Source organism: Streptomyces sp. NPDC005266, assembly GCF_040607655.1.
In the GTDB taxonomy this organism is placed as follows: domain Bacteria; phylum Actinomycetota; class Actinomycetes; order Streptomycetales; family Streptomycetaceae; genus Streptomyces.
Map to the genome: position 1 here is coordinate 1 of NZ_JBEXHC010000004.1, position 13339 is coordinate 13339.

The following is a 13339-nucleotide window of genomic DNA, read 5'->3' on the forward strand; positions in this document are numbered from 1 at the left end:
CAGACGCCACCAGGCGACAGCCCGACACAGCCACTACCAACGACGATCCGCCGACGAACCTGCTGGATAGATCACGAAACCGCACTGGAGTACTAGCCGCCGACCGGGGATTCCCCGACGCAGCCACCGGCAGAGATCAGGCCCTTGCCCCTCTCCTCCGCGATGACCTTGCCCTGGTACAGAATTCTGCAGCTGACCTCGGAGCCGACGGGGTGCAGAGCCACCGGCACCACCGACGAGGGCATGATGCCCCGCAGCGTCACCGTCTTCCTCCAGGGCAGCGTGGGCTTCTGCACCGTGGTGACTTTCGGGTGCAGCGCCGTGCCGCCGCCCCCGTGGAATTCGATCGAGTCAACGTTCCTGCCGGTGACTTCGTAGGTGACTTCATAGGTCTCGTCCACCGCCTTGTCGACAGCCTTGTCGGTGGCATCCGAGCAGGCCGACAGGCCGAGCGCGAGCCCGGCGGCGGCAATGGAGCACAGGGCGATACGGAGAGCACGATGCATAGGCGATCCCCCCCCGGATCTCAACCAGAAGTCTCAGCTCATCGCAAACAAACGGTAAAGTCAAGAGTGGGTAGGGATCTGCCATGAGCAACCATGAGCAACATGGACATGGTCAGAGGCCTCCAGGAGAGAGCGGCCCGGGCTCTTCCGGCCGAGCACGTCAGAGACGTTGAAGGGTGGCGGCTGCGCCTTGCCCCCAGCTGCTCCTGGTGGGTGGGATCGGTGCTGCCGCACGGTGACGCCCAGCCGGACGACTTGGCGCGCAGGGTCGTCGGGGCGGAGGGGTTCTACGCCGGTCACGGCAAGGCCGCGCGGTTCCAAATCAGCCCCGGCGCGTGCCCGGAAGGGCTGGACACCGTCTTGGCGGAGCGTGGCTACCGCCGTCAGAGCGCGGTGTCGTTGCAGGTGGCGTCGGTCGCGCGGGTGCGGGAACAGGCGGCGGCAGGCTCGCTGCGGGTGCGGCTGGAAGAGCGTCCGACCCGCGCGTGGTTCGACATCTGGCGGGCCGTGCACGCTGATGGTGGGGACGCTCGCTCCGAGTGGGACATGCTCGCTCGCGTGGAGCCGCCGACTGCCTACGCCTGTGCGGTCATCGGAGACGACGTGGTCGCGGTGGGCCGTACGGTCGCCGACACCGGCTGGGCGGGGGTGTTCAGTATGGCCACGCTCCCCGCGGCACGCGGCAAAGGCGCGGCCCGCGCTGTGCTTGTCGCGCTGGCCGACTGGGCCGGCGCACACGCGGCCGGCCGCATGTACCTCCAGGTGGAGCGCGACAACGCCCCGGCTCTCCGGTTGTACGAACGGACGGGCTTCAGCGAACTGTGCGGTTATCACTACCGCACCGCGGGGTGAGCCGCGCACTTCGCTCGGATTGTCAGTGGCCACCCCAGCACGACGAGGCACTTTATGAGGACGACCAGGTGTAGGAGGCCAGGGCGTCGCTGACGCCGCGCTTGCGGGCTGCTGCCCCGCCCGTGTACGCGCCAACCGCCGCCGTCCGGGATACGCCCGACTTTCTTCACGTCGATGTGCACCATATGGCCTGGGTATGCGGCGATGATCTGCTGCGGTTCACGATTCGTCTCGCCGGTCGGGTCGATGAATCGCCGCCGGTTCGAGCCGAGCCGTGCGAGGAGCCGGGTGATGGTGCGTGGGCTGACGGGCGTGCCGTCCTGCTCCAGCTCGAACGCGATCGGCGAGGCAGGCCACTTGCGCTCGCGGCGCATCCTCTCGGTCCGGTCAACCAGAGGACCAGGTGTAGCGGTCGGCTGCCGGTGCGGGGGCCGAGGACCGGTCAAGCAGTCCGAGCTCGCCGTAGCGACGGTAACGATTCACCCACTTCGACGCCGTCACTCGCGATATCCCCATCTCGGCGGCAACACGCGCGACCGGGCGGGTGCGACAGCGCTCGATGAGCCGGCGGCGCCCTTCCGGGGTGAACGGGGCGTTGCGGTGAGTCATGCGTGCCGGAGGTCTTCGGCCGACGCGGCGGGCTCAGGGGCGGACAAATGTATCCGTTTGGGCAGCAAGAGCGGGGTGGCGAGCAGGAGAACGCCGGACATGGTGATCGCGGCGAGCGGGCTGGTGAGTGTGGCGAGAACGCCCCAGATCACCATCAGGGCAGCTTGTAGGAGTTTGCTGATGGCACTCCATGTACTGAGGATTTGGGCGGTGTGATCCGCGGGAGTCCGTTGCAGGCGTTCTGTTGCGTAGATCGGATTGAAGATGCCCATGCAGGTGATCAGCAGGCCCTCGACGATGATCACGGTGAGAAGTCCGGGGATGCCGGGATGGACGAACGTGAGACCGAGTGGGAAGAGCGATCGCAGCCAGCCGGAGACGATCATGACCCGGTACCGGCCGTAGCGGGTCACGAGGCGCGCGGAGAGGCGGGCGCCGACGAATCCGCCGAGTGCCGGGATGCCGAAGGCAAGACCGTATTGCCAGGCCTGGAAGTGGTACTGGCCCAGCAGGAGGACGGACAGAAGCGGGACGGTGGCCATGATGAGGCTGCCGACCAGGATTTGGTTGAGGAACAGGCGCCTCAGTACGCGGTCGCGGAGGATGAACCGCCAGCCGCTGAGAAGGTCGGTTCCGCGCAGCCTGGTGGCCCGGTCGCGGGGTGCCGCGACGTCGCCTCCGCGGATGCGGAGGACCCCGAACGCGGACAGCAGGTAGCTGAGGGCGTCGGCCATGACAGTGATGACCGGGCCGAGCAGCCCCATGAGTGCACCACCGAGGGGCGGGCCCGCCGCGGTCGCCACCCAGCTCGTGCCCTCGAATCTCCCGTTCGCCACAAGGAGGTGATCGCTACGGACGAGATACTTCAGATACGCGCCGGATGCGGCCGTGAAGGCGATGCTCGCGGTCCCGGAGATGACCGAGACGACCAGCAGTTGGCCGTAGGAAAGCGAGCCGAGGACGTACGCGATCGGGACACTTGCCATCGCGACGAACCGGATCAGGTCCATCGCGATCATCACCGGACGCTTGGCCCGGTGCTCAACCCACGGCCCGAGCGAGAACGCGACAATCGCCGCGACGGCAAGCCCGGCCGCCTCCAGCAGCGACACGGCGAATGGCGGCGAGTGCAGCACTCGAACCGCGAGCAGCGGGAACGCGCCGAAGGCGATCCACGTACCGTATGTACTGACGGCGTAGGCCCACCACAGCCAACCGAAACTGCGCCCCAACCGCACGCGCATGCGACTCCCTCGCGATCCGTCGCTCGCATACCCGATCTCGCTCATCTTCCCCCGATCGAATCCACACCCAGGACTCCGGGCAATCATCAACCACTTCGGAAGCCTGGCACCGCTCCCCGAGACAGCCTGGCTCCCATCCTGGGCAACGACACCACGCCGCAGCGACGGAAACATCGAACACACCTGACGCTAACGGTCGCTTCCAGCAGCACACTGCCGACACGACTAGCCGAACGCACCCGTAGCCAAGGTGACTCGACCGGCCGCTGCCAACAACGTCATGGCCGGCAACAACTAGGCGTCGCAGCCCGCCGAGGCGGACCCCGACCCGCGTTGACAGGCCGTCGGCTCGGCCGCATCCTTGGCCGGTTCGGACCTTCGGCCGTTCAGTACGAGGAGATGGCGGGCCAGAGCGAGTGAGGCGAGCACCGCGACGAGCGTGCACACGCCCCACCATCCGCCGAGGCCGTAGACGCGCACACCGAGCCAGGAGCCCGCGCTGCCACCCCCGTAGGCGCAGGTCATATAGGCGGTGTTGAGCCTGGCACGGGCGTCGGGGCGCAAGGCGTAGACCCGCGCCTGGTTGGCGACCATGCCGGACTGCATGGCGACGTCGAGCAGCAGCGTGCCGGCGACCAGGGCCGCGAGGCCCGACGCGCCGCCGCGCGACCCCGCGGCGAGGACCGTGGTCGAGACGAGGACCCCGAGCAGACAGACGAGGTTCACCGGGTCGGGCCCCCGGCGGTCCACCAGACGTCCGGCCAGCGGCGTGCAGAGCATGGTGGCCCCGCCGGCCAGGGCGAGCATCCCGACGGACTGGGAGCCCAAGCCGTAGGCCGGGCCGGTGAGGAGAAGCGCCAGGCAGGTCCACACGGCGGAGAACCCGGCGAAGACCGTTGCCTGGTAGAAGCAGGAGCGGCGCAGTTCCGGCTCGGTGCGCAGCAGGCGCAGTGACTCGGCCAGGAGTGCGGGGTACGGCTGGTGCGAGGATGCGGCTGTGGCCGGCACCGTGCGGGCGAGGACGCCCGCGAGAAGGAGGACCAGGGCCGCGGCCACCAGGTAGGGGGCCCGCCACCCCAGCCACTCGCCGAGTGCCCCGCTGAAGGTGCGGGCCAGCAGCATGCCGCCTATCGACCCGCTCAGCAAGGTGCCTATCACCGCTCCGCGCCGGTGGGCGGCTGTCAGCCCGGCCGCCAGTGGGCCGATGATCGGCGCGGCCAGGGTGGTGAGGCCGATGAGGGTACTGGCGGCGACGAGGAGCGGCAGGGTCGGCGCGCAGCCCGCGGCGAGCAGGCCCAGGCCGGTGAGGGCGAGCAGGACGACGAGGAACGGGCGGTGCGGGAGCCGGTCGCCGAGCGGCACCAGCAGGAAGATCCCGGTGGTGTAGCCGATCTGGGTGGCCGTCACGGCCAGGGAGGCCGCGTCGGGCGACGTATGCAGTCCGGTGGCGATCAGCGGGACGACCGCCTGCGGGAAGTAGAGGTTTCCCACGGCCACGGCGCAGGCCACGGCCAGGATGAGGACCATCCGGCGGCTCATCCGCCGTCCACTGGTCTGCGGCGGGTCTCCGTGCGGGAACCATGAGTGGTGTGTGTCATGCCCGGAAGTTCAGGGCATCGACGGTGCGTTGCCAATCGATGTAGCGTACGGCTTAATGATCAGCTTTGTGCTCGGGGTCGAGGACCTGGCGGACACCCGCTTCGCCGTCTCACCCCTGCACGAAACGCTCCTGAGCCTGCGGGTGGTGCGGGACCCCGGGCTGTCCGCGGTGCATCTCCCGTGGCGCAGGTCCGTACTCGGCGGACTCGGCACGCTCGACACCGGTCTGCTGATGTCGCTGGTCGCGCAGCGGCGCACCATCCCCGACTTCCTGACCCCGCAGCCCACCACCTTCGCGCCGGCCTTCGAGGAACAGCTGGCCGTCGTGCGCCGGGCATCCCTCGATCGCGTTCGCCACGACCTCGTGGAGGCGCACGCACCGGACCCGCTTCCCGCGGCCCTGCACGACGCCATCACCGGGGACGACGCCTCCGTCGTCGTACTCCGTGATGGTGTCTGCGAGCTCCTGCGGCGGTTCTGGGAGCTGGCCATCGAACCGCTGTGGCCGCGGATGCGCCTGCTGCTGGAAGCCGACATGACCTACCGCGCGCGGCAACTGGCCCTGGGCGGCGCCCGGTTGCTGTTCTCTGGGATGCACCCGAATCTGCGCTGGCACGACGGGGTGCTGTACATCGACAAGATGATCAGCAGGCATCGCGTCGCGGCGGCCGGGCGGGGGCTGCTGCTCCTGCCGTCCGTGTTCGCTCACAAGCCCGCTCCTCCGGTCAGTCCACAGGAGCCACCCCGGCTGGTGTATCCCAGCCGAGGTGTGGCCACCCTGTGGGACACCGCGCCGGCCGCTGGCCCCACAGCCCTTGTGTCGCTGCTCGGCGCACCTCGGGCACGACTGCTCTGCCTCCTCCAAGAACCGCTCGCCACGGTCGAGCTCGCCCGTCGTCTGAGGGTGACGCCGAGCGCCGTGTCCCAGCATCTGCGCGTGCTGTACGCGACGGGGCTGGTCACCCGGGCCCGCGACGGACGGCAGGTGCTGTACCGCCGCAGCCGCCTCGGCGACCGGCTGACGAACAGCACGCTCGGGGAGGCGAACGAGAATCGCACGGGAGGGGAGTGAGGGCGGCGTGCAGCCGCGAGCGGCGGCGTCGTCATGGTGGTGCGAAGGGAGCCGGCGCCACCCCCGCTTCCTGGGACCGCGCCGCGACAAACCGGCCCGCGACGTCGCCCGCGAGGAACCGTGAGCGGGCCGCCGGCCGCCCGGGCCCTCCCCGGCAGGGGCGCTGATGCCCTACGCTCGCCGCGGCATCCGGTCCGTACGGGGAGAGACTGCGCGTGACATCCATGAACACCCGGGTCGTCGTCGGCGGCGCCGGGCCCGCCGGTCTGACGGTGGCCAACCTGCTGCGGAAGCAGGGGATCGACTGCGTGCTGCTGGAGACGGAGAGCCGCGCCTGCATCGAAGAGCGGCCCCGCGCGGGGTACTTGGAGGAGTGGGCGGTCCGCGCCCTTGAGCGCCACGGGCCGGCCGACCGCCTGGTGCGGCAGGCGGAGCGCCAGGGGGCGTTCGAGTTCCGCTTCGACGGTGCCCGGCACACCTTCCGGTACGCGGAGCTCAGCGGCAACCACCACTTCGTGTACCCGCGGCAGGAGCTGGTGACGGATCTGGTGGGGCTGTTCGCCGACGCCGGCGGCGACGCCCGGTTCGGGGGCCACCTCCAGGCCGGTCCCGCGCCGTGCCGCCTCCTCGGCGGCTCGGTCAAGGGCTCGTACGGCGGTGATCGCGCCGTCGACTCCGGCGACCACATGACGTGTCCTGATGGGTGCTGCCCTCTGTGCCGGGGCGTCAGCGGTAGGCGACGACGGCGACCGGTGCCGAGGAGTGGTGCAGCACGGCGTGGGTGACCGGGCCGATGCGCGGGCCGGGCCACGGGCCGTGTGTGAAGCGGCCGACGACCACCAGGGCGGCGTCGGCCGAAGCGTCCACCAGGTGCCCGGCGGCGCTGCCGACCACGGACTGCTCGTTCACGTCGATGTCGGGGAACTTCTCCCGCCACGGGCGCAGTACGTCCCTCAGCTCGCTCGCGTCCTGTATCGCCAGCTCGGCGTCGAAGGGGGCGGTGTACCCATAGGTGTCGGGCTGGCTCCAGCCGTGGACGACCCGCAGTGCCGCCCCTCGGCGGGCCGCGGCGTCGAACGCGAACTCGAGCAACCTGTCGGCAGGTCGCCGAAGATCGAGCCCCAGCACGACATCGCGGCACACGGCCGCCCGGGAGGCGATCGCCGGGTGGCGCGGTCGGCCCTCCTCGTCGGGTGCCGCGTCGGCGCGTACGAGGACGACGGGAATCTCGGCCCGGGCCACGACCGACAGCGCCACGGAGCCGACCAGGAATCCGGCGACCCTGCTCAGGCCCCGGGAGCCGAGGACCAGCAGCTCGGCGTCCTCGGCGGCGGCCAGCAGCGAGGCGACCGGCTCCCGGGTGATCTGCTCATTGATGATGCGCAGATCGGGGTGGTCGCGTCGCAGCCTCGTCTCGGCCTCGTGCGGCATCCGCTGGGTCCATTGCGTCAGCGTGTCGGTTCCGGTCAGCGGTGCGTAGGTGAACGAGTGCCAGTCCAGCGCGTGGACGAGACGCAGCGCGAGTCGGCGGCTCCATGCCTCACCGGCCGCCCAGTGGGCCGCGGCGAGGCTTCGAGGCGAACCGTCAAGGCCGACGGTGACGGTGCGGGACATGAGGGACCTCCTTGTGAGGCAAGCGCTCGCACCCTCTCGGCCGAGGGCCCGGGGCGGTAGGGGTCCGAGGTCCCGGTCCGGGCCCGACCGGCCCGGGCGGCGCCCGGCCGGGCCGCGCGGGCGGTGCGCCGTAAAAGGCCCGATATGGTGGAAAGCCGGGAGGCGGGGCCATTAGGCCCTGGCCGGACGCTGGTGGGACGGGCAGGCTGCCTACGCAGATACCCGTCAGACCCCTTCCGCTGACGGGCCGTTCAGGTGATGGAGAGTATGGGAATGTCGGACAGTGCGGCGGACGAGCCCGGTACATCGGTGCGGGTCTTCCTTCTCGACGATCACGAGGTGGTGCGCCGGGGCGTACACGATCTGCTGGACGCCGAGCCCGATCTGACCGTGGTCGGCGAGGGGGGTACCGTGCAGCAGGCACTGGCCCGTGTCCCCGCCCTGCGCCCCGACGTCGCCGTGCTCGATGTACGGCTGCCGGACGGGGACGGCGTGACGGTGTGCCGGGAGTTGCGCTCGCGGATGCCGGAATTGGCGTGTCTGATGCTGACCTCCTTCGACGACGAGGAGGCACTTCTGGACGCCATCATGGCGGGCGCGGCGGGCTATGTCCTCAAGCAGATCAGCGGCACCGATCTGGTCACGGCCGTGCGCACCGTGGCCTCCGGCCAGTCCATGCTGGACCCGGGCGCGACGACTCGCCTGATGACACGGCTGAGAGGAGGCGAGGAGGACCTGCACCAGCCGCAGGCGCTGGCGGGACTGACCGACCGCGAACGCGAGATCCTGGTTCTGGTCGGGGAGGGGTTGACCAACCGTCAGATCGGACAGCGACTCTACCTCGCCGAGAAGACGGTGAAGAACCACATCTCCCGGCTGCTGGCCAAGCTCGGGGTGGAGCGTCGCGTCCAGGCCGCGGTCATCGCCACGGAGGCCCTGGCAGGCGAGCAACGGGGAGGACCTCGGCCGGGCGCGGGCGGCGTATAGCGGTACGCCCGCCGCGCGGTTGACTCTGTCCTCCAGCCCGCTCAAGTCCCGCCGCACTACTGTTGGTTGACTTTTCACCGCTGCGCAACATGCCGAGACTCGCTGGGTCAGCAGATGAGATCATGCTGACTTGGGCATGCCAATCCTCATGGCATGGCCCCCCCACAGCAATTGATCGGGAGGACGCGGTGAAGACGAGTTCGCGGATGCGTAGAGGGTCCCTCATTCTTGGCAGCGCCGTCGCGCTGGTCGTTGCCTTTCCGGGCAGCGCGCTCGCGGACCCGCCCAAGGCCCTGCCCGCCAACGCGGACGGACTGGAGCAGACGTTCCAGCCGGCCTTCGACTACGACACGGACGGCTGCTACCCCACGCCCGCCATCGGGTCCGACGGGGCGATAGCTCCCGGTCTCAAACCAAGCGGTGCCCTCAACGGCCAGTGCCGTGACTCCTGGGACCTCGACAACACCAACGGGTACGCGCGCTCCAAGTGCAACAACGGCTGGTGCGCGATCATCTACGGCCTGTACTTCGAGAAGGACCAGGCGGTGGCCGGCAGCGGTCTCGGCGGGCACCGCCACGACTGGGAGCACGTCGTGCTCTGGGTGCAGAACGGCGAGGCCCGTTACGTGTCCACCTCGGCCCACGGCAACTTCAACGTCTACAACCGGGACCAGATCCGGTGGGACGGCACCCATCCCAAGGTCGTATACCACAAGGACGGCCTGAGCACGCACTGCTTCCGTCCGGCGAACAACAACGACGAGCCGCCGGAGAACCACTACCACCGGTGGCAGCTCCCCGCGCTGGTCGGCTGGAACGGCTACCCCGCCGGTCTGCGCGACAAGCTGAGCCAGGCCGACTTCGGCAGCGCCGTCTTCGGCCTCAAGGACGGCAACTTCGCCTCTCACCTCCAGAAGGCCAAGCCGGCCGGTATCCCGTTCGACCCCAACGCCTGAGGGTCCGCACCTCGTCCGCTGTCGGCCGATGCCGGGAGCGGACGGAGCGCACCGTGTCAACCCTGACGATGGTCCAGGCCCTCGCCCTGTCGTTCGGCCGAGGTGCCGGGCCACCTGCCGTCTCTACGGTCGGTGGCCATGAAAACGGATACGCGATACGGCCTCGGCCGTCGACTGGTGTGCGCGCTGGCGTTGTCGGGGGCCGGCCGGGGGAGCCGTGATGTGGGCGCATCGCCCCAGGGACCACGGCGGCATGACGGCGCCTGCCACCACGGCCACGCATCGGCCGGCCCACGAAATCCACGAGGGCACCAGCGAGATGGCCACCACCCGGCCGCGAGCACCGCGGACAGCCCCACCGCCGTGGACCACGTCGGTCCCGGCCGCCGCCCCGCCAGAAACGCCCCGGCCATCATGGGCAGCACCCACCACGGACTGATGACGCTCAGTCCGGCCGCCGCCAAGGTGCCCGCGAACAGAAGGTGCTCAGTGGTCAGTCGCCTCACGGGGATGACCCTACGGAAACCCATCGATCAGCGGACACTGTCGAAAGTCCCATCCCGTGCCGACCGCGATGAGGGACATAGCATGGCAAGCAAGATGAAAGCGCCTCAGGTCGCGGCGCGTGTCCCTTGGCCGCGGCGCACGCATGGGGAGGAATACGGGATGGCTGAAGCCGATGCCGTCGTCGTCGGTTCCGGTGTCAATGGTCTCGTCGCCGCGGCAGAGCTGGCCCTGGCCGGCTGGTCCGTTGTCGTGGTGGAGCGCAACCAGGACATCGGCGGTTTCATCGCGACCGAGGAGCGCACCCTGCCCGGTTATCTGCACGACACCTACTCCTCCTGGCACCCGCTGTTCGTCTCCGGCCCGGCCTTTCCCACGCTGGGAGAGGAGTTGCGCCGCCATGGGCTGGAGTACCGCAACGCCGAGGAGTGGGTGTGTGGCCGATGACGGAGGGGTGACGGTGGCGCACCGGATCGTCGCCACCGCGCTCACCGGTCGGTCACGATTGGCTCGCGTTGCCCGCATTTCGACCAATCACCGGGCGTAGGAATCGAGCGAGCGCGATGATTTTCGGACGGCCCGGCCGTCTCAATAGCCGTAACCCCCGAACGTGGAAGAGGAGCGAGTCCCATGCGCATCGTGATCAGTGAGTTCATGAGCCTGGACGGCGTGGTGCAGGCGCCGGGTGGACCCGAGGAGGACACCGAGGGTGGCTTCGCCCACGGCGGCTGGACGCACCGGTTCTTCGACCCGGAGGTGGTGGGCGGCGCCTTCGCCGACGCGCTGTCCAAGGCCGCGGCACTGCTGTTCGGGCGCCGCACATGGTCGACGATGGCCGCCGCGTGGCCCGAGCGGGCCGGCGACCCGTTCGCCGACCGGATGAACGCCATCCCGAAGTACGTCGTGTCCAAGACGCTCGGTGACGATGAGCTCACCTGGAACAACACCACGCGCATCCCCGGCGACGAGGCCGTCGCCCACATCCGGAAGCTGCGCGAGACCGCGGGCGGCGACCTGTTGGTCATGGGCAGCCCCACGCTCGTACGCGCCCTCCTGAGCGAGGGACTGGTGGACGAGCTCCGGCTCATGATCATGCCGGTGATCCTCGGCGGCGGCAAAACCATCTTCCCGGACGACGGCGCGCTGCGGACGCTGGAGCTGGTCTCCACGGTCACCAGCGGCACGGGCGTGCAGGTGTGCACCTACCGGACGGCGGCCGAGGGGTAGCGTCCGTACGGCACGGGCGGCTACAGCCGCAGCACCTCGGTGAGGAAGCGCAGCTCGCTCTCCAGCGCCGCGACGATGTTCGCTCGCCTGCCGAATCCATGCCCCTCGTCTTCGAAGAAGACCGTGTCACAGCGGATACCCGACGCCGTCAGGCGCTCCGCCATCAAGACCGACTGCTCGGGCGGTACGACCGTGTCCTGCCGCCCGTGCAGAAAGAGCACCGGCGCGGAGATGGCATCGCACCGTTCGATGGGGGAGCGGTGCCGGTAGTCCGTCGCCGCCTCGGGCCAGGGGCCGACCAGCAGGTCGAGCGAGCGCCGCTCGAACTTGTGCGTGGTGGTGCGCAGCCGCCGCAGGTCGCCGATGCCGAAGTAGCTGATCCCCGCGGCGAAGATGTCCGAGGAGGCGAGCGTGGCGAGCACCGTGAAGCCGCCGGCGCTGCCGCCGCGTATCACCATGCGGTCCCCGTCCACCTTCCCCAGCGCGGCCAGTTGCCGGGCGGCGTCGACGCAGTCCTCGACGTCGGCGACGCCCCAGTGGCCGTCGAGGGCCGCGCGGTGGGCACGGCCCCAGCCGGAGCTGCCGCGGTAGTTGAGCTCGGACACGGCGAATCCACGGCTGGTCCGTAGCGGTGTGCCGTGCCGGTGCCGTCGGGAGTGAGGGGGCGGTCGTGCCGGGGGTCCTTGTGGTGGACGCGCTGGTCGCCACCGGCCACGTAGTGGACGACCCCGCCGTGCGCACGGACGGGGCCGCCGCCGTACTCATGGACGCGCGAGCGGACATCGACGTCCTCGCCGGTGACATCCGCCGTACCTCCGCCGGGCGTACGGCGGACGGCCACGGTACGGCCGGTGTCCGGGCGCCACTCCAGCCAGTGGACGTCCTCGCCGTCGAGGTGCAGCCCGCTCAGCGCGGGCAGGCCCGCGCTGACCGACTCCCCGTCAGCGGTCGGGTCTGTCCCGGAGCTTGGCCAGGGTCAGGGCCTCGCCGCCGATGCCGGCCGCCGTCGGGGACCTCCTCGGATCTGCCGGTGCTCCGCCCGCAGCCCAGGGCTGCGCCTACCCTGGGGTTGTCACTCCCTGGATCGCACCGCGCCGTACGGGCCACGATGAAGGCGTGAACCTTCCCGAACCCGCGGCGTTCCTGAAGTCCCGTGGCGACCGTGTCCGCCGGGCCGACGTCGGCCCGGCGTCGGCCCGGCGCCGGGGGCCCGGCCTGCGGCGCGGGGCGCCGCCCAGCTGGGGCTGATCTCGGTCATCGGGACGCGGGAGATGGGGCTCACACCTGCGCCATCCCGCCGTCCACGAACAGCTCCACGCCGGTGACGAAGCTGGATGCGTCGCTGGAGAGGAACACCGCGGCCTTGCCCATCTCCCGGGGATCCGCGATCCGGCCGGTGGGGTTGCCCTCGCCCATCGCCGTGACGAAGGCGTCCACCCGGTCGGCTCCCTGAGCCATCGCCGCCGCGCTGCGGAGGGAGTCCGTGTCGACGGCGCCGGGGCTGAGGACGTTCATCCGGATGCCCGAGCCCTTGATGTCCTGGATCCAGGCGCGGACGAAGTTGCGCACCGCGGCCTTGGAGCCGCCGTACAGGCTCATCGCGGCGGGAGGCTGGATGGACGCAGTCGATCCGATGACCACGACGGTCCCGCCCGCCCGCATCAGCGGCAGCGCGGGCTGGACGGTGAACATGACGCCCTTCGCGTTGACGTTGAAGGTTCGGTCGAACTGCTCCTCGGTGAGGGAGCCGAGCGGCGCGTGGTCGCCGATCCCGGCGTTGGCGACGACCGCGTCGAGCCGTCCGTGGCACGACGCGACCTCCCGGTACATCGCCTCCATGTCCGCGAGCCGCGTGACGTCGGCGACGATCCCCGTACCGGCCGGTCCGATCGCTGCGACGGCTTCGTCCAGCTGGGCCTGGTGAAGATCGGTGAGGACGACGCGGGCCCCATGATCCACGAATTCCCGGGCGATACCCAGGCCGACACCGGACGCGCCGCCCGTGACCACGGCGACCTTTCCTTCGAGCGCGAGCGAGGGGCTCATCGTCTTCTCCTGTGGCATTCGGAAGCGGAGATGCCTCCATTTCTCCTGACTGTAACTGGAGGCTCCTCCGGTTGGCAACCGCCGTTGCCGGCCGACCGCTTCGGCATGGCGGATCGACTCAGG

At 70.1% G+C, this 13339-nt stretch carries 11 protein-coding genes and 4 pseudogenes; 8 read left to right on the forward strand and 7 right to left on the reverse strand.

The window, feature by feature from the left end; genetic code table 11:
• Positions 1–92: 92 nt before the first annotated feature.
• Positions 93–506, reverse strand: a complete 414-nt coding sequence (locus tag ABZU99_RS09005) for a hypothetical protein (protein ID WP_356049453.1) — start codon at positions 504–506, stop codon at positions 93–95.
• A 93-nt stretch (positions 507–599) separates the two neighbouring features.
• Between ABZU99_RS09005 and ABZU99_RS09010 the strand changes: the two genes are divergently transcribed.
• On the forward strand, positions 600–1358 hold the full coding sequence (locus ABZU99_RS09010) for a GNAT family N-acetyltransferase (protein WP_356049455.1): 759 nt from the start codon (positions 600–602) through the stop codon (positions 1356–1358).
• A 110-nt stretch (positions 1359–1468) separates the two neighbouring features.
• Here the strand turns inward: ABZU99_RS09010 and ABZU99_RS09015 are convergent.
• The 3 genes and pseudogenes from ABZU99_RS09015 to ABZU99_RS09025 form a co-directional block, all read right to left on the reverse strand.
• Positions 1469–1967: pseudogene (locus tag ABZU99_RS09015) on the reverse strand (leucine zipper domain-containing protein); the annotation flags it as partial.
• On the reverse strand, positions 1964–3211 hold the full coding sequence (locus ABZU99_RS09020) for an MFS transporter (RefSeq protein ID WP_356049457.1): 1248 nt from the start codon (positions 3209–3211) through the stop codon (positions 1964–1966). The pseudogene ABZU99_RS09015 and the gene ABZU99_RS09020, both read right to left, overlap by 4 nt.
• Positions 3212–3505: 294 nt before the next feature.
• The gene (locus ABZU99_RS09025; protein ID WP_356049459.1) at positions 3506–4750 is read right to left on the reverse strand and encodes an MFS transporter; all 1245 of its coding nucleotides are present in this window, start codon (positions 4748–4750) and stop codon (positions 3506–3508) included.
• Positions 4751–4865: 115 nt separating this feature from the next.
• Here ABZU99_RS09025 and ABZU99_RS09030 point away from each other — a divergent pair, with 115 nt between their 5' ends.
• A complete protein-coding gene (locus ABZU99_RS09030) occupies positions 4866–5882 on the forward strand; it encodes an ArsR family transcriptional regulator (protein WP_356049461.1) in 1017 nt (338 codons plus the stop codon).
• Between the two features lie 224 nt (positions 5883–6106).
• Positions 6107–6472: pseudogene (locus ABZU99_RS09035) on the forward strand (FAD-dependent monooxygenase); the annotation flags it as partial.
• Positions 6473–6608: 136 nt separating this feature from the next.
• Here ABZU99_RS09035 and ABZU99_RS09040 read toward each other — a convergent pair.
• Complete coding sequence (locus ABZU99_RS09040; RefSeq protein WP_356049463.1) at positions 6609–7496, reverse strand: universal stress protein; 888 nt, start codon at positions 7494–7496, stop codon at positions 6609–6611.
• A gap of 273 nt (positions 7497–7769) precedes the next feature.
• On the opposite strand from ABZU99_RS09040, the gene ABZU99_RS09045 reads away from it, so the two are divergent.
• From ABZU99_RS09045 to ABZU99_RS09060, 4 genes are all read left to right on the forward strand, one after another.
• On the forward strand, positions 7770–8483 hold the full coding sequence (locus ABZU99_RS09045) for a response regulator transcription factor (RefSeq protein WP_356049465.1): 714 nt from the start codon (positions 7770–7772) through the stop codon (positions 8481–8483).
• 188 nt (positions 8484–8671) lie between these two features.
• Positions 8672–9439 (forward strand): NPP1 family protein, encoded by a 768-nt coding sequence (locus tag ABZU99_RS09050; protein ID WP_356049467.1) that lies wholly within the window; start codon positions 8672–8674, stop codon positions 9437–9439.
• Between the two features lie 666 nt (positions 9440–10105).
• Positions 10106–10390: an FAD-dependent oxidoreductase gene (locus ABZU99_RS09055; protein WP_355942149.1), complete on the forward strand. Its 285-nt coding sequence runs from the start codon at positions 10106–10108 to the stop codon at positions 10388–10390.
• 183 nt (positions 10391–10573) lie between these two features.
• A complete protein-coding gene (locus ABZU99_RS09060) occupies positions 10574–11170 on the forward strand; it encodes a dihydrofolate reductase family protein (protein WP_355942146.1) in 597 nt (198 codons plus the stop codon).
• A gap of 20 nt (positions 11171–11190) precedes the next feature.
• Here the strand turns inward: ABZU99_RS09060 and ABZU99_RS09065 are convergent.
• Positions 11191–11793 (reverse strand): annotated as a pseudogene (locus ABZU99_RS09065) (prolyl oligopeptidase family serine peptidase); the annotation flags it as partial.
• 493 nt (positions 11794–12286) lie between these two features.
• Here ABZU99_RS09065 and ABZU99_RS09070 point away from each other — a divergent pair.
• Positions 12287–12394, forward strand: a pseudogene (locus tag ABZU99_RS09070) (transcriptional regulator); the annotation flags it as partial.
• A gap of 54 nt (positions 12395–12448) precedes the next feature.
• On the opposite strand, the gene ABZU99_RS09075 reads toward ABZU99_RS09070, so the two are convergent.
• Positions 12449–13216, reverse strand: a complete 768-nt coding sequence (locus ABZU99_RS09075; RefSeq protein ID WP_355942144.1) for an SDR family oxidoreductase — start codon at positions 13214–13216, stop codon at positions 12449–12451.
• Positions 13217–13339 lie beyond the last annotated feature (123 nt).

Excerpts from the sequence above, each read along its gene's own strand:
- ABZU99_RS09030 (WP_356049461.1), top strand. The coding sequence starts at position 4,866 with ATGATCAGCTTTGTGCTCGGGGTCGAGGACCTGGCGGACACCCGCTTC.
- ABZU99_RS09040 (WP_356049463.1), bottom strand. The coding sequence starts at position 7,496 with ATGTCCCGCACCGTCACCGTCGGCCTTGACGGTTCGCCTCGAAGCCTC.
- ABZU99_RS09010 (WP_356049455.1), top strand. The coding sequence starts at position 600 with ATGAGCAACATGGACATGGTCAGAGGCCTCCAGGAGAGAGCGGCCCGG.
- ABZU99_RS09005 (WP_356049453.1), bottom strand. The coding sequence starts at position 506 with ATGCATCGTGCTCTCCGTATCGCCCTGTGCTCCATTGCCGCCGCCGGG.
- ABZU99_RS09060 (WP_355942146.1), top strand. The coding sequence starts at position 10,574 with ATGCGCATCGTGATCAGTGAGTTCATGAGCCTGGACGGCGTGGTGCAG.
- ABZU99_RS09025 (WP_356049459.1), bottom strand. The coding sequence starts at position 4,750 with ATGAGCCGCCGGATGGTCCTCATCCTGGCCGTGGCCTGCGCCGTGGCC.
- ABZU99_RS09045 (WP_356049465.1), top strand. The coding sequence starts at position 7,770 with ATGTCGGACAGTGCGGCGGACGAGCCCGGTACATCGGTGCGGGTCTTC.
- ABZU99_RS09020 (WP_356049457.1), bottom strand. The coding sequence starts at position 3,211 with ATGCGCGTGCGGTTGGGGCGCAGTTTCGGTTGGCTGTGGTGGGCCTAC.
- ABZU99_RS09055 (WP_355942149.1), top strand. The coding sequence starts at position 10,106 with ATGGCTGAAGCCGATGCCGTCGTCGTCGGTTCCGGTGTCAATGGTCTC.
- ABZU99_RS09075 (WP_355942144.1), bottom strand. The coding sequence starts at position 13,216 with ATGAGCCCCTCGCTCGCGCTCGAAGGAAAGGTCGCCGTGGTCACGGGC.